The organism is Streptomyces tirandamycinicus (genome assembly GCF_003097515.1).
Taxonomy (GTDB): domain Bacteria; phylum Actinomycetota; class Actinomycetes; order Streptomycetales; family Streptomycetaceae; genus Streptomyces; species Streptomyces tirandamycinicus.
The window spans coordinates 426,400-449,008 of record NZ_CP029188.1; the positions used below are offsets into that span (position 1 = coordinate 426,400).

Here is a 22,609-nt window from a genome sequence, read left to right on the forward strand (position 1 = left end):
GGTGGCCGGAGAGACCGGAGGGACCGGCAAGACCGGCAAGACCGGAGGGGCCGCGGTGAACGGGGCGACCGGAGAGACCGGGGGCGCCGTCCGGGAGGCGCCGGCGGCCCGGCTGGTCGGGGGCCCGGGGCTGCTGCTGGTGTGGCTGTACGGCGTGATGTCGGTGGGCGCGGTCTCGCGTTCGGTGTACCAGATCGCCACCGAGTACGACCGCGCCCCGCTCGCGTACACGCTTTCCGCCATCGCCGCGGTCGTGTACGCCTTCATCACGTACACCCTGTTCCGCGGCGGCGAGACGGCCCGCAAGGCGGCCCTGGTGTGCTGCGCCGCCGAGCTGGTGGGCGTCCTGACCGTGGGCACGTGGACGCTGGTGGATCCGTCCGCCTTCCCGGATGCCACGGTCTGGTCGGACTACGGCATGGGGTACCTCTTCATTCCGGTGCTGCTGCCGGTGACCGGAATGCTCTGGCTGCGCAGGGCCCGGCGCTGAACCGAACCCCCGCGACCGCGCGCGGGACGGGCCGGGCCGCTCGCGGACCCGGGCCGCTCGCGAACCCGGGCCGCTCGCGAACCCGGGCCGCTCGCGGAACCGGTCTGCCGGCCGCCGGCCCGGGGGCGACATGCCGGACGAGCCCGGCACGACACGGCGAACGGGCCCGCCCACGGGGCGGGCCACTCGCCGGCGGACCGGGCCTCGCGCCGCACGTGCGCGGGAGACTACGCGCTGGTGACGAACGTCCCCTCGGCCCGGGCCGAGGGCACCGCCGCCGCGTCCTTCTCCAGCGTCACGAGCGTCAGCCTAGGGTTCATCACACGGGTGGCCACGGGCGCGTAGCCGTGGCTGCGGTAGAGGCGCAGATTCCGCTCACTGCGGTGGCCGCTGAGGAGCTGGAAGCGGTGGGCCGCGGACTCGCCCGCGAAGTACGCCTCGATGGCGTCGAGCAGGCGGCCGCCCAGTCCGTGGCGCTGCATCCGGGGGTGGACGATGAGCTTGCCGATCGTGGCGGTGCCCTCGCCGTCGGCCTCTCCCCGTACGGACGCGATCACCTCGTCGCCGAGGCGGGCCACCAGGGCGTGGCCCCGGTCGAGCTCGGCGCGGAGGTCGGCGAGCGTCTGGGTGAGCGGTTCCAGGCGGTAGTCGCCGTAGAGTTCGGCCTCGCTCTGGTAGCACAGGTACTGCAGCTTGAGGATCTGTTCGGCGTCCTCCGCCGTTGCCGCTGAGATGGTCACGCTCATGCCCATGTGTGCATGCCTCCCGCTCACCTGCCGCCCGGTTGCCTACCGCTCCTTTCCCCACGGGGCAGGAGCAGCAACCTCTGTCGCGAGCATTCTGCGCAAACATCCCAGGCAGCGGGAACGCATCGGCCCCAGACTTCCTTGTGAGATTCCCAACTGCCCTGCGATTTCGCGGTAGGTGGGGTCGTCCGGCGCCAGCATCGCGGTCAGCAGCCGGCGGCATCGACCCGGTGCGCGGGCGACCGCGGCCCTCAGGGCGCGGCGTCGTTCCGCGACGAGCGCCGCCCGCTCCGGGCAGGCGGCGGGTCCCGCGGCGGGCTCGGCCGGGTAGGGGTGTTCGCGCAGCGAGCGGGACCGGGCGCGGCGGGCCTCGTCCCGTACCGCCCCCGCCACCCAGCCTGCGGCGTCGGGCGGCGGGCCCTCGGCGTCGAGTCGTTCCAGCAGCCGCACCCAGACGGACTGTTCGAGGTCGCCCGAGTCCACGGCGTCGCCGTGCGCCTCGGCGCTCGCCTCCGCCGCGACGAGCGGCCCCAGATCGCGCACCAGCGCACCGGCGGTCCGTGGTGCCGCGTCGCCGGAAGGCGCGGTCCCGGGTGCCGCGTCGCCGGAGGCCGCCGCGGCGGTACGGGCGCCTCCCGCGCTCCGGCCTGCCGCCGGGCCCGGCTCGGAGCGGTTCCGGGCGACGGTCGAGGTCCGGAACGCCACGGCAGTCCGCCGGGTGGTGGCGGGTGGGGCCGAGTCCTCTTCGCACGGTGTCATGCCGTGCGTGACGCCCCACCGGGAGCTGCGGTTGCCGCCTGGCCCCGCTCTCACCCGGCCGTATGACGGCCGTACGGCCGCTGACACGGGCCGGCCGGGCGACGACGGCGCGCCGCCCGGCCGGTGCGCGTACGACGGGCCGTCAGCCGTCGACGAAGTCCGCGCGGGCCAGCAGGCCCGTGTCCGGGTTGTCGGTGAAGATCCCGTCGATGCCCTGCTCGAAGTACACCCTGAACGCGCCGAAGGCGTCGCCGTACGCATGCGGGTCCGTACCGCGGCGGAAGTCGGCGGGCAGGAAGGAGTTCTCGTTCCGCATCGTGTACGGGTGCAGGATCAGCCCCTGGGCGTGGGCGTCCCGGACGAGCGTGGTGGGCGTGCCCAGCTTGCCGCTCGCGTCCCTCGGCACGACGAGGTCCAGGGTGGGGCCGATGCCCTGGGCGAACGAGGCGATCCACTTCAGGCCCTGCGGCGTGACCAGGTCCGCGACCGTGCGCGGGTCACCGGCCTGGACGAAGTCCCAGGGGCGGGTGTTCGCGCCGGAGAGCAGCACGACGCGCGGCGAGTCCACCAGCTTCGCCAGCCGCTGGATGCTGCTCGGCTCGAACGACTGGAGGAAGACCGGCGAGTGCCTGCGGTGCCGGCCGTGGCGGCGCAGCAGCTTCGCCAGGCGCTCCTCCAGGCCGAGTCCGATGCCGCGGAAGTAGGTGGGGTGCTTGGTCTCGACGTGCAGCCAGACCGGCCGGCCCCGGCGGCGGCCCTCCTCGTCGGCCCAGCGCAGCACCTCCTCGAAGGTGGGGATCGTCCAGCGGCCGTCGTAGAGGGTGTTCTGCGGGCGGCTCGCCGGTATCCGCTCCTTGGCCCGCAGCGTCTTCAGCTCGGCGAGGGTGAAGTCCTCGGTGAACCAGCCCGTGAAGTCGGTGCCGTCCACCGACTTGGTCGTCCGGCGGGAGGCGAACTCGGGGCGGGAGGCGACGTCGGTGGTGCCGGTGATGTCGTTCTCGTGGCGGCACACCAGATGCCCGTCCCTGGTGGGCACCAGGTCCTGCTCGATGACGTGTGCGCCCATGTCCAGGGCCAGCTGGTAGGCGCCGAGGGTGTGCTCGGGCCGGTAGCCGCTCGCTCCGCGGTGGGCGATGACGGTGGGCACCGGCAGTGAGCGGTAGCCGGCGCCGTGCCGCTCCCCGCCGCCCCCGAGGCCGCCGGCAGCCCGTTCCGCGGCGTGCGCCCCCGGCGCGGCCGCCATCCCGAGCGCCGCCGACCCCAGCACCGCCGCTCCCAGGACGGTCCGCCGCCCGGGGGTACCTTCCGCACCGTGTGTCATAGACGCTCCTCCGTCGATTGGTGGTGCCCCGCAGCCGGTTGCGCGGGGCCTCGCGGCGCACAGGCTAGGCATGAGGACGTTACGCGCGGGAGACCCGGGGCAAACGCGGACCAAACTCAGGTCAACACTGCGTATCCACTCGGTGAACCCGACGTGCGGTCGGGCGGCTCCCGCGAGTATCGTCCTCACCTGCAGAGACTTCGCCGGCCGTACCGCCGTCCCGCTTCTGACACCGGAGGACCCGTTGTCCCGCTTGTCGATCATCAAGGCAGTGCTCGGGCCGATCCTGCGCCTGATGTTCCGCCCGCGTGTGGAAGGCGCGGAGAACATCCCCGGGGACGGCCCGGTCATCCTCGCCGGCAACCACCTCACCTTCATCGACTCGATGGTGCTGCCGATCGTGTGCAACCGTCCGGTCTACTTCATCGGCAAGGACGAGTACGTCACCGGCAAGGGGCTCAAGGGCCGGCTGATGGCGTGGTTCTTCACCGGCGTCGGCATGATCCCCGTCGACCGGGACGGCGCCAACGGCGGGGTGGCGGCCCTGATGACGGGGCGCCGGGTGCTGGAGGAGCAGAAGGTCTTCGGCATCTACCCGGAGGGCACCCGCTCCCCCGACGGCCGCCTGTACCGCGGGCGTACGGGCATCGCCCGGCTCACCCTGATGACGGGTGCGCCCGTCGTCCCGTTCGCCATGATCGGCACCGACAAGCTCCAGCCGGGCGGCGCCGGCCTGCCGCGCCCCGGCCGGGTGACGGTCCGCTTCGGCACGCCGATGGAGTTCTCGCGGTACGAGGGCATGGACCGCGACCGCTATGTGCTGCGCGCCGTGACGGACTCGGTGATGACCGAGGTGATGCGGCTGTCCGGCCAGGAGTACGTGGACATGTACGCAACGAAGGCGAAGGCCGCCTGAGCCTTCCCCTGACGCCCGGGGGCCGTACAACGGCCCCCGGGTGTGGCGGAGGGTGCCGTCCGGAGAGCCGGCGCACCCGGGCGCGTCAGTGCTCGATGCCGTCCGCCAGCCTCTGACCGCGCAGGAGGAACCACGCGGCCGCGGCGGTGGCGAGCAGTACCGCCGCGCCCACGCCCGACGCGAGCCGCAGCCCCTCGACGAACGCCTCCTGCGCCGCCCCGACCAGTTCGGCCTGCTGCTGCGCCGGCAGCACGGCCGCGGCCTCCACCGCCCCGCCGAGCGACTCATGGGCGGCGGACGCCACCTCGGCGGGCACCCCGGCCGGTGTCGCGAAGTCCCGGTACACCCCGGTCACGATCGATCCGAGCAGGGCGATACCGAGCGCCGCACCGAGTTCGTAGGCGGTCTCGGACACGGCCGAGGCCGAGCCGGCCTCCTCCTTCGGCACGCTGGACAGGATGACGTCGGCCGTGACGGTGAACGAGAAGCCCGCGCCGACACCGACCACGAGCAGGGCCGCACCGAGCAGTGGGTAGCCCGTGGAGCTGCCGATGAAGGTCAGCACGGCGAGTGCGGCACCCATGGCGGCGAGCCCACCCGCCACGACGGACCGCACGGAGAACCGGCGGGCGAAGCGGCCGGCGACGAGTCCGGTCGCCACCGCGCCGATCGCGGCGGGCAGTTCCGCGAGCCCGGCCTCGAACGGCGGCCGCCCCTGGACCAGCTGGAGGAACTGGGAGAGGAAGAAGACCAGTCCGGACAGGCCCAGGATGGTCAGCAGGTCGGCGAGGACCGCGCCGGAGAAGCCGCGGTTCCGGAACAGCCGCATGTCGAGCAACGGGGAGGGCAGGGTGAGCTGCCTCCGGGCGAATCCGTACAGCGCGGCGGCTCCGACCAGGGCGGCGGCGCCGGCCTCCCAGCTCACACCGTGGCTGGCCGCCTCCTTGATCGCGTACACCACACCGATCATGCCGATCAGCGACAGGGCGACGCTGACCAGGTCCCAGGGGCCGGCGACCGGGTTCTTCGACTCGGGCAGCAGCTTGACGCCGACCACGACGAGGACGGCCATCACGGGCAGGTTGATGAGGAAGACGGAGCCCCACCAGAAGTGCTCCAGCAGGAAGCCTCCGACGACGGGTCCGACGGCGGCGCCGGCCGAGGCCATGGCTCCCCAGATCCCGATGGCGATGCTGCGTTCGCGCGGGTCGTGGAAGATGTTGCGGATCAGCGCCAGCGTGGAGGGCATCAGCGTGGCCCCGGCGACGCCGAGCAGGGCCCGGGCGAGAATCATCATCTCGGGTGTGGTGGCGTAGGCGTTGAGCACGGACACCGCGCCGAAGGCGACGGAGCCGGTCAGCAGCAGCTTCTTGCGGCCGATCCGGTCGCCGAGGCTGCCCATGGAGACCAGCAGACCCGCGATGACGAACGAGTAGACGTCACCGATCCACAGCAGCTGGGTGCCGGTGGGCCGGAGGTCCTCGCTGAGGAAGGGCGTCGCGAGGCCGAGCACGGTGGCGTCCACGGCCACCAGCAGCACGGCCAGGACGAGTACCGCCAGGGCCAGCCAGCGCCCGGGGCGGTACAGGGTCTCGTCCGCCCCGCTCGTGCGCTGGACGGTACCGCTGGTCATTTCTCCACACTCCGTCGTGCTCCGCCGAGCAGCAGCTCGGTGATCATGTACTGGAATTCGTTCTTGGCGACCCGGCCGTCCATGACGGCCCAGGCGCAGGTGCCGATCAGGCCGTAGAGGGCCTCGGTGAGCCAGATGGGCGAGAGGTCGATCCGGAACTCGCCCTGCTCCTGGCCGCGCCGGAACAGGGCGCTGACCCGGGCGTCGAGCCGGGCCCAGCCCTCGTCGACCTGGTCGCCCTCGAACAGCTGGTTCTCGGTGACCAGGAACGCGAGAAGCTCCGCCGCGGGCTCCATCTCGGCGATCAGCCGGCGCAGCGCGTCACCGGCCGGGCCGTCCTCGAGCGCGGCACGGCCGACGGCAGCCTCGAACTCCTCGATACCGAACGCCTCGAGCGCCTTCACGAGCGCGTCCCGCCCGGCGAAGTGCCGGTGCAGGGTGGCCCTGCCGATGCCCGCCGCGCGGGCGACCTCGTCCATCGTCGCGGTCGACTTGCGGGCGAGGAGGGCGGCGGCGGCGCGCAGCACCTGTTCACGATCCATGGCCATGAGACAACCATACTCCGAATGAGACGTCAATGTCTCATTCAATGCGCCGGTGTACCAGAGCCCCCGCATGTCCGCAGGCTGCACCACCGCCTGCGGCCGCTCTCGTCGGAGAACAGCCAGCCGCAGCCCTCTCCGGGGCAGGCCCGCACCAACAGGCGCCGGGGGTCCGCGAGAAGCCCGGCGGCGCTGCGGGCCACGGCGAACAGCGGCAGGCTCAGCCCCGCCGCGGGGCCGACCTGCCAGTGGCCGAGGCCGTCCGCACCGCGCACGAAGCGACTGTGTGCGGCGGCCTCGTCCACCACCGCGGCGACGTCCCTGAAGGCCGGCACGTCGTCGGGACGGGTGAGGCAGGTGTACAGGCGGGCCCGGAAGCCGCGCGCCCGGTCGAGCGCCCGGCCGGCCTCCGCGGGCCGTTCGGCGGCCTGCCGCAGCAGACCGCCGACGGTCCGTTCGTCCACGACACCGTGGTGCCCGCACCAGACGGCGAGGGTTCCGTACCGCGTGAGCCACTCCGATCCCGGGAGCCGCGGCCCGCCCCAGCCCGCGAAGGTGTTGCAGAACTCCAGCGCGGGATGGCCGCTGGTGGTCCAGGGCAGCCACTCGCCGCCGACGCGCACCGCGTGCAGCGGCGCCGACGGACCGTCGAGCCGGGGATCGCCGCGCAGGATCCGGTCGTGCAGGGTCGTGAGGACACCGCCGGGTTCGACGCCGAGGCCCCGCACCAGCGCCCGCCGGGTGGAGCGGTACAGCTCCAGCGCGTCCGTCTGCCGTCCGCCGCGGTGCAGCGCCGTCATCACCGCCGCGACCAGCCGCTCCCGGCCGGGGTGCTCCGACGCCGGCCCGGTCAGGTCCGAGACGACCCGTTCGTGCAGCCCGAGGAAGAGATGCTCCGCGGCCCGCTCCTCGAGCGCGGTCAGGCGCAGGTCGGCGAGATGTGCGCCGAGGCGGTCGCGCAGCGCGTCGTCGGCCGCGTCGAGGAGCAGGGGGCCGCGCCAGAGTGCGAGCGCCTCGTCGTAGAGCCGTATCCGGCGGGCGGATTCCGCCGCCCGGGCCGCGCGGCGGACGAGAGCGGTGAAGTCCCGGGCGTCGACGGTGTACGGGCCCGGTTTCACGCGGTAGCCGTCCCGCACGGTCTCCAGCGCGATCCCGTGCGGGGCGAGCGCGGCGCGCAGCCGGCCGATGTACGTGTGGACGGTTCCGCGCGCCGAGGCCGGCGGGGTGTCCCCCCACAGCACGCCGATCAGCCGGGACACGGTCGCCACCCGGTCGGCCTCGAGCAGCAGCACGGCGAGCAGGCACCGCTCCTGCCGGCGTCCGCCGAGTGGCAGGAGCCGTCCGTCGCGACGGGCTTCGAAGGGGCCGAGCAACCGGAACTCCATGGGACGCAGAGCCTAGGCGACGCCCGGACGCCGTGGTGATCCGTTGGTGAGCGGGCCCGGGGAGCCTCGGTCCGACGGATCCGCTCCACCATCTTCGGGAGTCCTCATGCGACGCATCCTCATCGCCCTGACGGCGGTCGCCACCACCGCCGCCGGCGCACCCGCCGCCGCCGCGCCCGCGCACGGCACCGCCCCGGGCTGGGAGCCGGCGCCCTCGGCCCCGTGGGACGTGGCGGCTGGCCTGCGCTGCGACTTCGCGGTGCACGGTGAGCCGGTCGTGGACGAGGTCGTCCGGCGGGTGCTGTCCCGGCACGCGGACGGCTCGCCCAAAGACGTCGCCTACAAGGGCGATCTGGTCATCCGGGTCACCAACACCGAGAGCGGCGCGCACTGGGACGCCGACGCGAGCGGTTCGGCCCTGGTCCGCTACGGAACGGACGGATCGCAGTCCTGGAAGGTGCTGGGCCCGGTCCTGGTCGGGGTCGGCGAGGGCAAGGGCAATCTGCCGCGCGGGCTGTACGTCGTCGACGGGGTGTACACCATGACGATCAGCCCCGACGGCTACAAGTCGGTGACCATGGTGCACGGTTCGCGTACGGACATCTGCGCGCAGATCGACTGACGGTCGCGGCACGGCGCGCTCCGCGGCGGCGGTGCGCGCCGTGCCCGCAGTGCTCCCCGCCGCTCGGGGCGTCGCGGAGGACGCCGTACGTACCTGCCGTAAGCACCGGCCGTACACACCGGCCGTACGCACCTGTCATGCGTCCCGGAGGGCGTGGCCGGGCACCGGTCGCCGGGGTCGGCGACGAGACCGGGGCCTGGACCGTGAGGACACCGGCCCGGGCCCGCCGGGCCGCGCCGCGGCGGTCACCGCTCGCCGGCGGCCCAGGCGTGCTGGGCGGCCAGGTCCGCCTTGACCTCGGCGAGCTGGGCGGCGACGGCCGACGGAGCCGTACCGCCGCGGCCGCTGCGGGAGGCGAGCGCGCCGGGGACGTCCAGCACGGTCCTGACCTCGGGCGTGAGGTGCGGAGAGATCTTCGCGAACTGCTCGTCCGTGAGCTGGTCCAGCTCGATCCCGTGCGCCTCGCACTCCTTGACGCACTCGCCCGCGACCTCGTGCGCGACGCGGAACGGCACGCCCTGCTTGACCAGCCACTCCGCGATGTCCGTGGCCAGCGAGAAGCCGGCGGGCGCGAGCTCCTCCATCCGCTCCCGGTTGACGGTCAGGGTGGCCATCATCCCGGTGAAGGCGGGCAGCAGCACCTCCAGCTGGTCGCAGGAGTCGAAGACCGGCTCCTTGTCCTCCTGCAGGTCGCGGTTGTACGCGAGCGGCAGCGCCTTCAGGGTGGCGAGCAGACCGGTCAGATTGCCGATGAGCCGGCCCGACTTGCCGCGCGCCAGCTCGGCGATGTCGGGGTTCTTCTTCTGCGGCATGATCGACGAGCCGGTGGAGAAGGCGTCGTGGAGCGTCACGAAGGAGAACTCCTTCGTGTTCCAGATGATGACCTCCTCCGCGATGCGGGAGAGGTTCACCCCGATCATCGCGGTGATGAAGGCGAACTCGGCGGCGAAGTCCCGGGAGGCGGTGCCGTCGATGGAGTTCCCCGCGCTGCCGCGCTCGAAGCCGAGGTCCCGCGCCACCGCCTCCGGGTCGAGCCCGAGGGAGGACCCGGCGAGCGCGCCGGAGCCGTACGGGGAGACGGCGGTCCGCTCGTCCCACTGGCGCAGCCGTTCGGCGTCCCGGGACAGCGACTGGACATGGGCGAGCACATGGTGGGCGAAGAGGACGGGCTGGGCGTGCTGGAGGTGCGTGCGGCCCGGCATCGCGACGTCCGGATGGGCCTCGGCGAGACCGACCAGGGCGTCCTGGAGCCCGGCGATCAGTCCGCCGATGATCCGCGCGTGGTCGCGCAGGTACATCCGGAAGAGCGTGGCGACCTGGTCGTTGCGGGACCGGCCGGCGCGCAGCTTGCCGCCGAGGTCCGGGCCGAGGCGCTCCAGGAGGCCGCGTTCCAGGGCGGTGTGGACGTCCTCGTCGGCGATGGTGCCGGTGAAGCTGCCGTCGGCGACGTCGGCCTCCAGCCGGTCGAGCCCGGCGAGCATCCGCTCCAGCTCGTCGGCGGTGAGCAGGCCGGCCTGGTGCAGCACCCGGGCGTGGGCGCGGGAGCCGGCGATGTCGTACGGCGCGAGCCGCCAGTCGAAGTGGACCGACGCCGACAGCTTCGCCAGCGCCTCCGCGGGACCGTCGGCGAACCGGCCGCCCCAGAGCCGGACGTCACCGTTGTTGCTGCTCACAGCACTTGCTCCTCAAGAATTGCCGGGCTTCGGATGTGCCGCCGCCTCCCCTGCGCGCCGGGCCGCGGGCGGGCCGGGGCCCGGCGGGCGGGAAGGGGAGGCGGTGGCGGGGGGCCGGTGGAAGGCGAACGGCCCCGGTGGATCAGGCGAGGTCGCGCTTCGCCGCGATCTTCGACGAGAGGCCGAAGATGTCGATGAAGCCCTGGGCCTTCGACTGGTCGAACGTGTCGCCCGTGTCGTACGTCGCGAGGTTGAAGTCGTACAGCGACTGGTCGGACCGCCGGCCGGTGACGACGGCGCGACCGCCGTGCAGGGTCATCCGGATGTCGCCGGTGACGTGCCGGCTGGCCTCGTCGACGAAGCCGTCCAGGGCCCGCTTGAGCGGGGAGAACCACAGGCCGTCGTAGACGAGCTCGCCCCAGCGCTGCTCGACCTGCCGCTTGTACCGGGCCAGCTCGCGCTCGACGGTGACGTTCTCCAGCTCCTGGTGGGCGGTGATCAGCGCGATCGCGCCCGGGGCCTCGTACACCTCGCGGGACTTGATGCCGACGAGCCTGTCCTCGACCATGTCGATCCGGCCGACGCCCTGGGCTCCGGCGCGCTCGTTGAGCTGCTGGATCGCCTGCAGGACGGTGACGGGCTTGCCGTCGATGGCGACCGGGACGCCAGCCTCGAAGGAGATGATCACCTCGTCGGCCTCGCGGGCCTCGGCCGGGTTGGAGGTGTACTCGTAGACGTCCTCGATCGGGCCGTTCCAGATGTCCTCCAGGAAGCCGGTCTCCACGGCCCGCCCGAAGACGTTCTGGTCGATGGAGTACGGCGACTTCTTGGTGGTCGCGATCGGGAGCTGCTTCTCCTCGCAGAACGCGATGGCCTTGTCCCGGGTCATCGCGTAGTCGCGGACCGGGGCGATGCACTTCAGGTCGGGGGCGAGAGAGGCGATGCCGGCCTCGAACCGCACCTGGTCGTTGCCCTTGCCGGTGCAGCCGTGCGCCACGATCGAGGCGCCGTGCTTCTTCGCGGCGGCCACCAGGTGCTTGACGATCGTGGGCCGGGAAAGGGCGGAGACCAGCGGGTAGCGGTCCATGTAGAGGGCGTTGGCCTTGATCGCCGGGAGGCAGTACTCCTCGGCGAACTCGTCCTTGGCGTCCGACACCTCCGCCTCGACGGCACCGCAGGCGAGCGCGCGCTTGCGGATGACGTCCAGGTCCTCGCCGCCCTGGCCGACGTCCACGGCAACGGCGATGACCTCGGCGCCCGTCTCCTCGGCGATCCAGCCGATGGCGACGGAGGTGTCCAGACCGCCCGAGTAGGCGAGTACGACGCGCTCGGTCACGGGTTTCTCCTTACGGTGCATATGGCGATGGGCATAAGTATGCAGTGCTCCGTATGTTTTGTCAACGCGGGTGATATCCGGTCGCCGCCGGCCGGCCCCCTGCGTAACCTCGCCTCCATGCCGAACAGGGGGAACACGGCCGCTGAGCGGCTGGTGCACGGTGCGGGGATCAAGGAGGCGCTCGGGGCGGCGGACCCGGACGCCTGGCTGGAGTTCGACGAGGAGGTCCGGGTGGTGCGGCCGAACGAGCCCGGCCGCCGCTCCCCGGACCCGGCCCGGGTGCCCGCCCTCGCGCTGTGCCACCGGGACGGTCGCGTCCGGGAGGCCGCGCTGGAACGGGTGGCCGATCACCCCGACCTGCTGCCGCTGCTGGTGATCCGGACCGCGGACTGGGCCGAACCGGTCCGTGCGCGGGCCCGTGGCCTCCTCCCCGGACTGCTGGCCGCGGCGGGGCCGGAGAGCCTGGTGCAGCTCACCGCGCTGGTGCTGCGGCTGTCCCGCCGCGAGCGCGGCGGGTTCGCGCTTGAGTCGCTGACCGCCCTTCTGCGGTCCGCCGGACCCGCCCGGCTCGAACCGCTGCTGGCCTCGCCGGATCGCCGCACCCGCCGGTTCGCCTACGGTCTGGCCGTGGAGCGCGGGCTGCTCCCCGCCGACCGGCTGGCCCGCGCCGCGGCGGAGGACGACGACGCCGTCGTGCAGCGGCTGTGCGCCGAGGCGGCTCTCCGTTCCGGGCCCACCCGCGACGACGTGATCCTCGCGCTGGTGCGGTCACGGCACCCCGCGGCACGGTCCGCCGGGGTCACGGCCCTGCGCCGGGCGGGACGCCATGACGAGGCCCGGCCGTACCTGACCGACCGCTCGGGGCTGGTACGGGCCTGCGCCCGCTATGTGCTGCGGCAGGGCGGGATCGAACCGCTTCCCCTCTACCGCGCGCTGTGCGCCGACCCGGCCGACCACGGCATACCGGCCTGGGCGCCGCTCGGGCTCGCCGAATGCGGCGAGGCCGCGGACGCCGCGTTGCTGTGGCCGCTGACCGGCCATCCCGTGCCGTCGGTACGGGCCCGGGCCGTCGCCGGGCTCCGTCTGCTCGGCCGGGTCGACCTGGATCGGCTGCGGCCGCTGCTCGACGATCCCGCCCCCGCCGTCACCCGGGAGACCGCGACCACGCTCCTCCCGTGGGCGGGCCGGCTGCCGGAGGACCGGCTGCTGAACCGGGCCACCGACGACCGGAGTCCCGCCCACACCCGTCGCGCGGCCTTCCGGCTGCTGCGCGCCAGGGGCGGGGTCGCGGAACTCCGCGCCGCCGTGGCGCTGCTCGACGGCCCGGACCGGGCGCTCGCGACCCTGGCCCGATCGTTGATCCAGCAGTGGGAGCCGCCGGTGGGAGGGCACCACGACCCCGCCGAACTGGACGCGCTGCTGGACCGCTGCGCGCACCTGTTCAGCGGGTACGCGCTGCTGCGCCTGCGGTCGCGGGCGGGACTGAGCGGGCGCCCCCGAGCCGACGGGGAGCCGGGGACGGCGGGAGAGCCGGGGACGGCGCGGGAGGCGGCCGTGGTGCGGGGGCCGGGGGCGGTTGCGGATCCGGGGGCGGCCGTGGGACCCGGGGCCGGCAGCCCGGTACCGTCCCGGAGTTCGCGCGTGGGAGCCATAATCCGGGCATGGGTCAAACGTACGAACGCATAGAGGGCCGCATCCGCACCTTCATCGAGCAGCAGCCGGTCTTCTTCACCGCCACGGCGCCGCTCGCCGCCGACGGCCATGTCAACCTCTCCCCCAAGGGCCGCAGGGGCACGCTCGTCGTCCTCGACGAACTGACCCTGGCCTACCTGGACTTCGGCGGCAGCGGTGCCGAGACCATCGCCCACCTGCGCGAGAACGGCCGCATCACCCTGATGTGGTGCGCGTTCAGCGGGCCGCCGAAGGTACTGCGGGTGCACGGACACGGCGAGGCGGTCTTCCGGGACGACCCGCGCTGGGCCGGATACCTCGCCCACTTCCGGGACGCCGACGGCGCCGGCGCCCGCGCGGTGATCGTCGTGCACGCCCGGCGGATCGGCGACGCGTGCGGCTTCGCCGTCCCCTTCATGGACTACCGCGAGGAGCGTACGCAGCACGCGGAGCACCTCGAGCGCAAGACGGACGAGGAGTTCGCGGCCTACTGCGAGAAGAAGCCGCACGTCGGAGTGAGCCTGGACGGGCTGCCGGCGCTACCGCTGCCGCTGCCCGCGCGCACCGACTGACCGCGAGGGCCCGCCCCGGCGGGCGAACGGCGGCACACACCGCAGGCGAACGGCGGGCGGGCGTGGGGCCCGACGCGCGCCCTGCCTCACACCGGACGCCGGCCCGGCACCACGGGGCGTACGCACATCCGGCCCCATGCCGAGCACCGGCCGAGCAGCGGGCGGGCGGCGGGCGGGCGGTGTGCGGGCGGCGGGCCGGGCCCTCGCGGAGTCCCGCCCGGCGCCGCCCCGGCGTCCTGCCCGGACACCTCACCCGAGGCCCGCCCGAACGCGCCGCCCGAACGCGCCGCCCGGCGATTGAACTCCTCGGACCTCCTCTCCGTATCCACCTGCGCCACAGGGATGACCGAGGAGCAGCGGTGACGATGATTCAGAGCGGTCGGGCCGCCAGACGCCTGACCATGCGGGCGATCCGGCCGCGCCGCAATCCGGCGACGGTGCTGCTGGTCGCCGCCTGGGCCGGGGCCGCCGCCGTCCTGTGGCTGTGGTGGGACAGCACCGCGGTCGTCCGCATGGACACCGCGGAGTGGCTGATCGGCGCGGGCCGGATCACGGGACTGCTCGGCGGGTACCTGATCGCCCTCGTGGTGCTGCAGATGGCACGGGTCCCGGCGCTGGAACGGCGGGTGGGCTCCGACCGGGCGACGCGCTGGCACGCGATGAGCGGCCGGTACGCGATCAGCCTCGTCGTCGCCCATGTCGTCCTCATCGTCTGGGGGTACTCCGTCCAGGCCCGCACCGGCCTGGTCGAGCAGACCGTCACCGTCGTCGTCGACTTCCCGGAGATGATCGAGGCGACGATCGGTACGGCGCTGCTGCTGCTGGTCGGCTTCGTCTCGGCCGGCGCGGTGCGCCGCCGGATGCGCTACGAGACCTGGTACTACCTGCATCTGCTGACCTACCTCGCCGTGTACCTGACGTTCTGGCACCAGCTGGCCACCGGCTCGGAGTTCGTGGCGAGCGCCACCGCGCGCACGATCTGGTACGTGCTCTACGGCACGGTCGGCGCCCTGCTCCTCTGGTACCGGATCCTGGCGCCGGTGCGGCTCAACCTCCGGCACCGGATGCGTGTGGAGTCGGTCGTGGACGAGGCTCCGGGGGTGGTGTCCGTGCTGATCACGGGGCGCCGGCTGCACCGGATCGGCGCCGAGGCGGGCCAGTTCTTCCGCTGGCGGTTCCTCGCCGACGGCCTGCGCTGGAGCTCCAACCCGTACTCCCTCTCCGCGCCGCCCCGTCCCGACCTGCTGCGCATCACCGTCAAGGCGGCGGGCGGGCACAGCGGCGCGCTCGGCCGGCTGGAGCCGGGAACCCGGGTCTGGGCCGAGGGGCCCTACGGGGCGATGACCGCGGGCCGGCGCAGCCGCAACAAGGTGCTCCTGATCGCCGGAGGCGCCGGGATCACCCCGCTGCGGGCGCTGTTCGAGACGCTGCCCGCCGCCCCCGGGGACCTGTCCCTGCTCTACCGGGCCGGTTCGACGGAGGACCTGGCGCTGTGGACCGAGCTCCAGGAGATCGCCGAGGCCCGGCGGGCGAAGCTGCTCTACGCCGTGAACGGGCCGGACGGGGCGCGGCCGGAGATCAGCACCGAGCGGCTCAAGGAGGTGTTCCCCGACATCGACGAGCACGACGTGTACCTCTGCGGGCCGCCCGGTCTCGCCGAGGAGTCCTACCACGCACTTCGGGCGGCGGGCGTGCCGTCGCGCCGTATCCATCACGAGTCGTTCGAGATGTGAGGCCGTACGTGAAGAGGAAGCATCCACTGCGCCGGACGATGATCGCGGTCGCCGGCACCGCGTCGGCCGTCGCGCTGCTGCTGACGCTGAAGCAGCCCGGCACCACGGTGGCGGGAGCGGCGTCCCAGGCCGGCGCCCCGCCGGCGAACTCGGCGCCCGCGGGCAGCGGCGCCGTACCCGCGGGCGGGGCGACCGTCCTCGGGGACGAGGCGGACACGCAGTTCGGGCCGGTACAGGTCGAACTCACCCTGAGCGGCGGCCGGATCACGGGGGCACGGGCCGTCAAGGTGCCCAGCACCGACGCCAACAGCCGGAAGATCGCCGAGAGTTCGGTGCCGCAGCTCAACCAGGCGGCCGTCGACGCGCAGAGCGCCGACATCGACACCGTCTCCGGCGCCACCTACACCAGCCAGGGCTACATCCGCTCCCTGCAGAGCGCCCTCGACAAGGCGGGGGCGGCGGGCGCCGGGGAAGGTACGGGACAGGACTCCGCGCCGGGCGCCGGCAGCGGTGCGGACGCCCCGGACGGGGATGTGCCGGGCGGCGGCACAGGGGCCGGCGGCGAGAGCCCCGAGGCGGGCGACGGCTCCGGCGAGGGCTCCGGCGACGGCCCGGATCCGGGCCAGGGCTCCGGGGCGGGGGCCACCGAGTCGGTGCTCGGAGACGTCGCCGGCACCCAGTACGGCGACGTGCAGGTGCGGCTCACCGTCAGCGGCGGCCGGATCACCGGCGCCGAGGCCGTGAAGACCCCCGGCTCCGACGCCAACAGCCGCAAGATCGCGGCCGGCGCGGTGCCGAAGCTCAACCAGGCGGCCGTCGACGCGCAGAGCGCCGACATCGACACCGTCTCCGGCGCCACCTACACCAGCCAGGGCTACATCCGCTCCCTGCAGAGCGCCCTCGACAAGGCGGGGCTGTGAGCGGGGACCGGGCGCGGATACGCCATGTCGAGCACGTGATGGGCACGGTGTTCTCGTTCGACGTCCGGATGGACGGCGATGCCGACCGCGAGCGCGTGCGCGCCGGGCTCGCCGCGGCCGTGGCCGGGCTGCACCACGTGGACGAGGTGTTCTCGCCGTACCGCCCGGACAGCCAGGTCAGCAGGCTCGCCGCAGGTGAACTCGCCCTGGCCGACTGCGAACCCGACGTCGCCGAGGTCTTCCGGCACTGCGCGGCCGAGGAACGCCTGAGCGAGGGCTGGTTCACCCCGCGCTACGCCGGCGGACTCGATCCCACCGGCCTGGTGAAGGGGTGGGCGGTGCAGCGGGCGGTGGAGATGATCGCCTCTTCCGGGGCGGCGGCGGTCTGCGTCAACGGCGGGGGCGACGTCCAGCTGCACGGGGGTCCCTGGCGGGTCGGCGTCTCCGACCCGCTGCATCCCGGCGGGCTGGCGGCGGTCGTCGAGGCGCACGACGCGCTCGCCGTCGCCACCTCGGGCCCGGCCGAACGAGGCTGCCACATCGTCGACCCGCGCTCCGGCGAGGCCCCGGCCGGGAGCCTGGCGTCCCTCACCGTGGTCAGCCGGGGGCTGACCCAGGCGGACGCGAGGGCGACGGCCGGGTACGCCATGGGCCCGGAAGCACGCGCCTGGCTGGAGCGGCTGGACGGCACGGAGGGCTTCGCCGTCGCCGCGGACGGCACCACGTGGCAGACCAGCGGATTCGCCCGGCATCTGGCTCGGCGCGGCGACGGGGCGGACCGGGCGGCCTGAAGGGGTCCCCACAGCACAGCGCAGCACAGCTCGGCTCAGGCTCCGCTCCGGCTCGGGACCGTCGGACGGCCCGGCACCGCACTCGGCACGGCGCGTCGCGGGCCTTCGGCGGTACGGACGGCCACGGTCGCGCGCGCCCCGCGCCACCGTACGAAGACGAGGCGTGCGGGACTGCGCCGCGCGCGGCGCGGACTTCCCACGGGCCGTCACCGGTCCGTCACCGGGCCTTGTGCGGGCCGGTCACCGGGCCTTGTGCGGGCCGTCAGCGGGCCTTCTGCGCCAGACGCAGCAGATGGTCCGCGAGGGCCTGCCCGCCCGCCGGGTCGCGGGAGATGAGCAGCAGGGTGTCGTCGCCGGCGATCGTGCCCAGGATCGCGTGCAGTTCGGCCTGGTCGATCGCCGACGCGAGGAACTGGGCCGCGCCCGGGGGCGTGCGCAGGACCACCAGGTTGGCCGAGGCCTCGGCGGAGATCAGCAGCTCGCCGGAGAGGCGGCGCATCCGCTCCTCCTTGGCGGACTCCCCCAGCGGGGCCTGCGGGGTGCGGAACCCGCCCTCGCTGGGCACCGCGTAGATGAGTTCTCCGCCGGTGTTCCGGATCTTCACCGCCCCGAGCTCGTCGAGGTCGCGGCTGAGGGTGGCCTGGGTGACGCTCAGTCCGTCGTCGGCGAGCAGCTTCGCCAGCTGGCTCTGGGAGCGCACCGGCTGCCGGTTGAGGATGTCCACGATCCGGCGGTGGCGGGCCGTGCGCGTCTGCGGCACGGACGGCCCTCCACCGGACTCCGTCTGGGCGGCTCCCCAGTTCTCGGTGCCCTGCGCGTCGGTCATCGTCGTCTCATTCTCCGGATCGTCCGTCCCCGTGTGTCCCGTCGAGGATGCCGGGCAGCGCCCGGAGGAAGACGTCCACCTCCGCGTCGCCGATGATCAGCGGCGGCATGATCCGTACGACGTCGGGGGCGGGCGCGTTGACCAGGAGCCCGGCACCCTGAGCCGCCTGCTGCACCTGGGCGGCGAGGGGCTCGGTGAGCACGATACCCAGCAGCAGGCCCGCCCCGCGGACGTGGGAGACCAGCGGATGTCCCAGGGACTCGATCCCGTCCCTCAGCTTCTCCCCGGTCCGCTTGACCTCGTCGAGCATGCCGTCGAGGGTTCCCAGGACGGCCAGCCCGGCGGCGCAGGCGACCGGGTTGCCGCCGAACGTGGTGCCGTGCTGCCCGGGCCGCAGCAGTTCGGCGGCCGGGCCGAAGGCGACGGCCGCGCCGAGCGGCAGACCGCCGCCGAGGCCCTTGGCGAGGGTGACGACATCGGGGTCCACGCCCTCGTGCGCCTGGTATGCGAACCAGTGGCCGGTCCGGCCGATGCCGGTCTGCACCTCGTCGAGCACCAGCAGCGTCCCGGTGGCGCGGGTGATCTCCCGTGCGGCCTGGAGGTAGCCGGGCGGCGGGACGACCACGCCGTTCTCGCCCTGCACCGGCTCCACGATCACCAGGGCGGTGTCCTCGGTGACGGCGGCCCGGAGCGCTTCGGCGTCCCCGTACGGCACATGCGTGACCTCTCCCGGCAGCGGCAGGAAGGGCTGCTGCTTGGCCGGCTGCCCGGTGAGCGCGAGCGCGCCCATGGTCCGGCCGTGGAAGCCGCCCCGGGTGGCGACCATGTGCGGACGGCCCGTCAGCCGGCCGATCTTGAAGGCGGCTTCGTTGGCCTCGGCTCCGGAGTTGCAGAAGAAGACGCGGCCGGGGCGGCCCGACAGCCGGAGCAGCCGCTCCGCGAGCGCGACGGGCGGTTCCGCGACGTACAGGTTCGACACATGGCCCAGCGTGCCGATCTGCCGGGTGACGGCCTCGACGACGGCCGGGTGGGCGTGGCCGAGTGCGTTGACGGCGATGCCGCCGACGAAGTCCAGGTACTCGGTGCCGGCCGCGTCCCAGACCCAGGCGCCCTCCCCGCGCACCAGCGCGAGGCCCGGTGTCCCGTAGTTGTCCATCATCGAGCCCTGCCAGCGCTGTGAGAGCCGCCCGTTGGCCGTGGTGTCGCTCATGCCGGTCCCCCTGCGGTCCCGTCGGGCACGACCATCGTGCCGATGCCCTCGTCGGTGAAGATCTCCAGCAGGATGGAGTGCTGCACCCGGCCGTCGATGACGCGTGCGGTGTTCACGCCGTTGCGCACGGCGTGCAGGCAGCCCTGCATCTTGGGGACCATGCCGCTGGACAGCTCGGGCAGCAGCTTCTCCAGTTCGGTGGCGGTGAGGCGGCTGATCACCTCGTCGCTGTCGGGCCAGTCCTCGTAGAGGCCCTCGACGTCGGTGAGGACCATCAGGGTCTCCGCGCCGAGTGCCGCGGCCAGCGCGGCCGCGGCGGTGTCCGCGTTGACGTTGTAGACGTGGCCGTCGTCGGCGGAGCGGGCGATGGAGGAGACGACGGGGATGCGGCCGTCGTCCAGGAGGGCCCTGATCGCTCCGGTGTCGATCGCGGTGATCTCACCGACCCGGCCGATGTCGACGAGTTCGCCGTCGATGGTGGGCCGGTGCCGGGTGGCGGTGATGGTGTGGGCGTCCTCGCCGGTGAGGCCGACGGCGAGCGGGCCGTGCTGGTTCAGCAGCCCCACCAGTTCGCGCTGGACCTGCCCGGCGAGGACCATGCGGACGACGTCCATGGCCTCGGGCGTGGTCACGCGCAGTCCGGCCTTGAACTCGCTGACCAGGCCGTGCCTGTCCAGCTGGGCGCTGATCTGCGGCCCGCCGCCGTGCACCACGACCGGCTTCAGGCCGGCGTGCCGCAGGAACACCACGTCCTGGGCGAACGCGGCCTTCAGCTCCTCGTCGACCATGGCGTTGCCGCCGAACTTGATGACGACGGTCCGGCCGTGGTGGCGGGTCAGCCACGGCAGCGCCTCGATCAGGATCTGCGCCTTGGGCAGTGCGGTGTGCTTGCGGGTGCTCATCGGCTCCGGCTCTTTCGGGACTGGCTCGGACTCACTTCGGTGGCGCGCTCGGCCGCTGGGGGCCCGGCTCGCCCGGCGCTGCGGCCGGGGCCCGGACCCGGGCTCGCCCGGACGCCCGGACCCGCCGGCGGGTCGGACCCGCCCGGACGCCCGGGCGCGGGCCCGCCCCGGCTCGTTCAGGAGGAGTAGGCGCTGTTCTCGTGGACGTAGTCGGCGGTGAGGTCGTTGGCCCAGATGACGGCCGACTCGGACCCGGCGGCGAGGTCGGCGGTGATCCGGACCTCCCGGTAGCGCATGTCGACCAGCTCCCGGTCCTCGCCGACGGAGCCGTTGCGGCACACCCAGACGCCGTTGATGGCGACGTTGAGCCGGTCCGGCTCGAAGGCGGCCCGGGTGGTGCCGATGGCGGACAGGACGCGGCCCCAGTTCGGGTCCTCGCCGTGGACGGCGCACTTGAGGAGGTTGTTCCGGGCGATGGACCGGCCCACCTCGACGGCGTCGTCCTCGCTCGCGGCGTTGACCACCTCGATGCGGATGTCCTTGCTGGCGCCCTCGGCGTCGCCGATGAGCATGCGGGCGAGATCGTCGCAGACGCTGCGTACGGCGTCGGCGAACTCGTCGTGCGCCGGGGTGATCCCCGACGCGCCGGAGGCGAGGAGCAGCACGGTGTCGTTGGTGGACATGCAGCCGTCGGAGTCGACCCGGTCGAAAGTGACGCGGGTGGCGTCGCGCAGGGCCTTGTCGAGGCCGGGGCCGTCCACGTCGGCGTCGGTGGTGAGGACGACGAGCATGGTGGCGAGGCCGGGGGCGAGCATGCCCGCACCCTTGGCCATGCCGCCGACGGTCCAGCCTTCCCGGGTCGCGACGGCGGTCTTGTGCACGGTGTCGGTGGTCTTGATGGCGATGGCGGCCTTCTCGCCGCCGTACGCGCTGAGCTCGGCGGCGGCCTTCTCGATGCCGGGCAGCAGCTTGTCCATCGGCAGCGGGACGCCGATGAGACCGGTGGAGGCCACGGCGATCTCGCCGGCGCTGTGGCCCTCCAGGACCGCGGCGGCCTTCTCGGCGGTGGCGTGGGTGTCCTGGAAGCCCCTGGGGCCGGTGCAGGCGTTGGCGCCGCCGGAGTTGAGGACGACCGCGGAGACCTCGCCGCCCTTGAGTACCTGCTCGGACCAGAGGACGGGGGCGGCCTTGACGCGGTTGGAGGTGAAGACGCCGGCGGCGGCACGGCGCGGCCCGTTGTTGACCACGAGGGCCAGGTCCGGGTTGCCGTTCTCCTTGATCCCGGCGGCGATACCGGCCGCCGTGAATCCCTGTGCAGCGGTGACGCTCAAGGTGCCACTCCGATCGTGGAAAGGCCCGTGGTCTGGTCCAGACCGAGGGCAATGTTCATACTCTGGACCGCGCCGCCGGCCGTGCCCTTGGTGAGGTTGTCGATGGCGCTGATCGCGATGACGCGGCCGGCGGCCGCGTCGAGCGCGACCTGGACCTGGACGGCGTTGGAGCCCTGGACGGACGCCGTCGCCGGCCACTGCCCCTCGGGGAGCAGCCGGACGAACGGCTCGTGCGCATAGGCCTTGTCGTAGGCGGTCCGCAGGGCCTCCGCGGTGGTGCCCGGCCGGGCCTTGGCACTGCAGGTGGCGAGGATGCCGCGGGGCATGGGAGCGAGGGTGGGGGTGAAGGACACGGTGACGGGCTCGCCCGCCACCGCGCTGAGGTTCTGGACCATCTCCGGGGTGTGCCGGTGGCCGCCGCCGACGCCGTACGGGCTCATGGAGCCCATGACCTCGGAGCCGAGCAGATGGGACTTGAGCGTCCGGCCGGCGCCGGAGGTGCCGCTGGCGGCGGTGATCACGGCCTCGGGCTCGGCGAGTCCGCCCGCGTACGCGGGGAACAGCGCGAGTGAGACGGCGGTGGGGTAGCAGCCGGGCACCGCGATGCGCCTGGACCCCTCCAGCGCGTCGCGGGCACCCGGCAGTTCGGGGAGGCCGTAGGGCCAGGTCCCGGCGTGCGCGGAGCCGTAGAACCTCTCCCAGTCGGCGGCGCTGCGCAGCCGGAAGTCGGCGCCCATGTCGACGACCAGCACCTCGTCGCCGAGCTGCTCGGCGACCGCGGCGGACTGGCCGTGCGGCAGGGCGAGGAACACCACGTCGTGCCCGGCGAGCACATCGGCGGTGGTGGCCGCGAGCACCCGGTCGGCGAGCGGCTGCAGCTGGGGCTGCAGCTCCCCGAGCCGGCGTCCGGCGTTCGAGTTGGCCGTCAGGGTCCCGATCTCGACCCCGGGGTGCGAGAGGAGCAGGCGGAGCAGTTCCCCGCCCGCGTAGCCGCTCGCTCCCGCGACTGCTGCGCGTAGTGCCATCGATTCCTCCCTCGCGATGGCATGACTATACGCAGTTCCGAAGTTTTATGCAATTGAGTGCTCTCCCTGCCCGCTGCCGCCAGCTGCCGCCAGCTCCCGCGTGCCTCCGAGTGCGCCCCGCGACGCCCGCCGAGCAGGCGCGCGGGCTCCCTCGTGCGGCCGGCCGGCACGGACGCACCGCCGCCGTGCGGTCGGAAGCACCTGC

General features: G+C 73.6%; 21 protein-coding genes. 8 read left to right on the forward strand and 13 right to left on the reverse strand.

All coding sequences use genetic code 11. From position 1 onward, the window contains the following. The first annotated feature begins 1 nt into the window (after window position 1). A complete protein-coding gene (locus tag DDW44_RS01885; RefSeq protein WP_167455469.1) occupies window positions 2-490 on the forward strand; it encodes a hypothetical protein in 489 nt (162 codons plus the stop codon). 227 nt (window positions 491-717) lie between these two features. On the opposite strand, the gene DDW44_RS01890 is transcribed toward DDW44_RS01885, so the two are convergent. From DDW44_RS01890 to DDW44_RS01900, 3 genes are all read right to left on the reverse strand, one after another. Further along, window positions 718-1,242, reverse strand: coding sequence for a GNAT family N-acetyltransferase (locus DDW44_RS01890; RefSeq protein ID WP_017945507.1), 525 nt, complete (start codon window positions 1,240-1,242; stop codon window positions 718-720). 36 nt (window positions 1,243-1,278) lie between these two features. Beyond that, window positions 1,279-1,941, reverse strand: a complete 663-nt coding sequence (locus tag DDW44_RS01895; RefSeq protein ID WP_425275615.1) for a sigma-70 RNA polymerase sigma factor region 4 domain-containing protein — start codon at window positions 1,939-1,941, stop codon at window positions 1,279-1,281. 196 nt (window positions 1,942-2,137) lie between these two features. Next, window positions 2,138-3,316 (reverse strand): glycerophosphodiester phosphodiesterase, encoded by a 1,179-nt coding sequence (locus tag DDW44_RS01900; protein WP_018891407.1) that lies wholly within the window; start codon window positions 3,314-3,316, stop codon window positions 2,138-2,140. Between the two features lie 253 nt (window positions 3,317-3,569). Here DDW44_RS01900 and DDW44_RS01905 point away from each other — a divergent pair, with 253 nt between their 5' ends. Then, the gene (locus DDW44_RS01905) at window positions 3,570-4,232 is read left to right on the forward strand and encodes a lysophospholipid acyltransferase family protein (protein WP_017945504.1); all 663 of its coding nucleotides are present in this window, start codon (window positions 3,570-3,572) and stop codon (window positions 4,230-4,232) included. 85 nt (window positions 4,233-4,317) lie between these two features. Here the strand turns inward: DDW44_RS01905 and DDW44_RS01910 are convergent, their stop codons facing one another. From DDW44_RS01910 to DDW44_RS01920, 3 genes are read right to left on the reverse strand one after another with little or no spacing between them, the layout of a single operon-like run. Then, the gene (locus DDW44_RS01910) at window positions 4,318-5,865 is read right to left on the reverse strand and encodes an MFS transporter (RefSeq protein ID WP_108905334.1); all 1,548 of its coding nucleotides are present in this window, start codon (window positions 5,863-5,865) and stop codon (window positions 4,318-4,320) included. Next, window positions 5,862-6,413 carry a TetR/AcrR family transcriptional regulator gene (locus DDW44_RS01915; RefSeq protein ID WP_017945502.1) on the reverse strand — a complete coding sequence of 184 codons (552 nt, stop codon included), beginning with the start codon at window positions 6,411-6,413 and terminating at the stop codon, window positions 5,862-5,864. The genes DDW44_RS01910 and DDW44_RS01915 overlap by 4 nt, the downstream gene beginning before the upstream one ends. Window positions 6,414-6,451: 38 nt before the next feature. Next, a complete protein-coding gene (locus DDW44_RS01920) occupies window positions 6,452-7,792 on the reverse strand; it encodes an AfsR/SARP family transcriptional regulator (RefSeq protein ID WP_208647925.1) in 1,341 nt (446 codons plus the stop codon). A gap of 106 nt (window positions 7,793-7,898) precedes the next feature. Between DDW44_RS01920 and DDW44_RS01925 the strand changes: the two genes are divergently transcribed. Beyond that, complete coding sequence (locus DDW44_RS01925) at window positions 7,899-8,414, forward strand: hypothetical protein (RefSeq protein ID WP_108905336.1); 516 nt, start codon at window positions 7,899-7,901, stop codon at window positions 8,412-8,414. Between the two features lie 245 nt (window positions 8,415-8,659). Here DDW44_RS01925 and argH read toward each other — a convergent pair whose 3' ends face one another. Both argH and DDW44_RS01935 read right to left on the reverse strand, forming a co-directional pair. Continuing rightward, window positions 8,660-10,087, reverse strand: a complete 1,428-nt coding sequence (argH, locus tag DDW44_RS01930) for an argininosuccinate lyase (RefSeq protein WP_108905337.1) — start codon at window positions 10,085-10,087, stop codon at window positions 8,660-8,662. 142 nt (window positions 10,088-10,229) lie between these two features. After that, on the reverse strand, window positions 10,230-11,423 hold the full coding sequence (locus tag DDW44_RS01935; RefSeq protein ID WP_017945498.1) for an argininosuccinate synthase: 1,194 nt from the start codon (window positions 11,421-11,423) through the stop codon (window positions 10,230-10,232). Between the two features lie 117 nt (window positions 11,424-11,540). Here DDW44_RS01935 and DDW44_RS01940 point away from each other — a divergent pair, with 117 nt between their 5' ends. The 5 genes from DDW44_RS01940 (at window position 11,541) to DDW44_RS01960 (ending at window position 17,110) form a co-directional block, all read left to right on the forward strand. Further along, window positions 11,541-13,109: a hypothetical protein gene (locus DDW44_RS01940; protein ID WP_244223946.1), complete on the forward strand. Its 1,569-nt coding sequence runs from the start codon at window positions 11,541-11,543 to the stop codon at window positions 13,107-13,109. Continuing rightward, window positions 13,085-13,666: a pyridoxamine 5'-phosphate oxidase family protein gene (locus DDW44_RS01945; protein ID WP_108905339.1), complete on the forward strand. Its 582-nt coding sequence runs from the start codon at window positions 13,085-13,087 to the stop codon at window positions 13,664-13,666. Before DDW44_RS01940 ends, DDW44_RS01945 begins: the two co-directional genes overlap by 25 nt. Window positions 13,667-14,031: 365 nt before the next feature. Further along, window positions 14,032-15,399, forward strand: a complete 1,368-nt coding sequence (locus tag DDW44_RS01950; RefSeq protein ID WP_108908705.1) for a ferredoxin reductase family protein — start codon at window positions 14,032-14,034, stop codon at window positions 15,397-15,399. Between the two features lie 38 nt (window positions 15,400-15,437). Further along, a complete protein-coding gene (locus DDW44_RS01955; protein ID WP_108908706.1) occupies window positions 15,438-16,319 on the forward strand; it encodes an FMN-binding protein in 882 nt (293 codons plus the stop codon). Window positions 16,320-16,357: 38 nt separating this feature from the next. Then, window positions 16,358-17,110 carry an FAD:protein FMN transferase gene (locus DDW44_RS01960; RefSeq protein ID WP_108905340.1) on the forward strand — a complete coding sequence of 251 codons (753 nt, stop codon included), beginning with the start codon at window positions 16,358-16,360 and terminating at the stop codon, window positions 17,108-17,110. Window positions 17,111-17,372: 262 nt separating this feature from the next. On the opposite strand, the gene DDW44_RS01965 is transcribed toward DDW44_RS01960, so the two are convergent. From DDW44_RS01965 to argC, 5 genes are all read right to left on the reverse strand, one after another. Further along, window positions 17,373-17,936, reverse strand: coding sequence for an arginine repressor (locus DDW44_RS01965; RefSeq protein WP_017945492.1), 564 nt, complete (start codon window positions 17,934-17,936; stop codon window positions 17,373-17,375). A 7-nt stretch (window positions 17,937-17,943) separates the two neighbouring features. Further along, window positions 17,944-19,146, reverse strand: a complete 1,203-nt coding sequence (locus DDW44_RS01970; protein WP_108905341.1) for an acetylornithine transaminase — start codon at window positions 19,144-19,146, stop codon at window positions 17,944-17,946. Further along, window positions 19,143-20,048, reverse strand: coding sequence for an acetylglutamate kinase (argB, locus tag DDW44_RS01975; protein ID WP_108905342.1), 906 nt, complete (start codon window positions 20,046-20,048; stop codon window positions 19,143-19,145). The genes DDW44_RS01970 and argB overlap by 4 nt, the downstream gene beginning before the upstream one ends. A 176-nt stretch (window positions 20,049-20,224) precedes the next feature. Continuing rightward, complete coding sequence (gene argJ, locus DDW44_RS01980; protein WP_108905343.1) at window positions 20,225-21,379, reverse strand: bifunctional glutamate N-acetyltransferase/amino-acid acetyltransferase ArgJ; 1,155 nt, start codon at window positions 21,377-21,379, stop codon at window positions 20,225-20,227. After that, window positions 21,376-22,404: an N-acetyl-gamma-glutamyl-phosphate reductase gene (argC, locus tag DDW44_RS01985; RefSeq protein WP_018891419.1), complete on the reverse strand. Its 1,029-nt coding sequence runs from the start codon at window positions 22,402-22,404 to the stop codon at window positions 21,376-21,378. Before argC ends, argJ begins: the two co-directional genes overlap by 4 nt. Window positions 22,405-22,609: the final 205 nt, after the last annotated feature.

Coding starts and splice junctions, on each gene's coding strand:
- DDW44_RS01890 (WP_017945507.1), bottom strand. CDS start 1,242: ATGGGCATGAGCGTGACCATCTCAGCGGCAACGGCGGAGGACGCCGAA.
- DDW44_RS01900 (WP_018891407.1), bottom strand. CDS start 3,316: ATGACACACGGTGCGGAAGGTACCCCCGGGCGGCGGACCGTCCTGGGA.
- DDW44_RS01910 (WP_108905334.1), bottom strand. CDS start 5,865: ATGACCAGCGGTACCGTCCAGCGCACGAGCGGGGCGGACGAGACCCTG.
- DDW44_RS01915 (WP_017945502.1), bottom strand. CDS start 6,413: ATGGCCATGGATCGTGAACAGGTGCTGCGCGCCGCCGCCGCCCTCCTC.
- DDW44_RS01920 (WP_208647925.1), bottom strand. CDS start 7,792: ATGGAGTTCCGGTTGCTCGGCCCCTTCGAAGCCCGTCGCGACGGACGG.
- DDW44_RS01925 (WP_108905336.1), top strand. CDS start 7,899: ATGCGACGCATCCTCATCGCCCTGACGGCGGTCGCCACCACCGCCGCC.
- DDW44_RS01940 (WP_244223946.1), top strand. CDS start 11,541: ATGCCGAACAGGGGGAACACGGCCGCTGAGCGGCTGGTGCACGGTGCG.
- DDW44_RS01945 (WP_108905339.1), top strand. CDS start 13,085: ATGGGTCAAACGTACGAACGCATAGAGGGCCGCATCCGCACCTTCATC.
- DDW44_RS01950 (WP_108908705.1), top strand. CDS start 14,032: ATGATTCAGAGCGGTCGGGCCGCCAGACGCCTGACCATGCGGGCGATC.
- DDW44_RS01955 (WP_108908706.1), top strand. CDS start 15,438: ATGATCGCGGTCGCCGGCACCGCGTCGGCCGTCGCGCTGCTGCTGACG.
- DDW44_RS01960 (WP_108905340.1), top strand. CDS start 16,358: ATGGGCACGGTGTTCTCGTTCGACGTCCGGATGGACGGCGATGCCGAC.
- DDW44_RS01965 (WP_017945492.1), bottom strand. CDS start 17,936: ATGACCGACGCGCAGGGCACCGAGAACTGGGGAGCCGCCCAGACGGAG.
- DDW44_RS01970 (WP_108905341.1), bottom strand. CDS start 19,146: ATGAGCGACACCACGGCCAACGGGCGGCTCTCACAGCGCTGGCAGGGC.
- argB (WP_108905342.1), bottom strand. CDS start 20,048: ATGAGCACCCGCAAGCACACCGCACTGCCCAAGGCGCAGATCCTGATC.
- argC (WP_018891419.1), bottom strand. CDS start 22,404: ATGGCACTACGCGCAGCAGTCGCGGGAGCGAGCGGCTACGCGGGCGGG.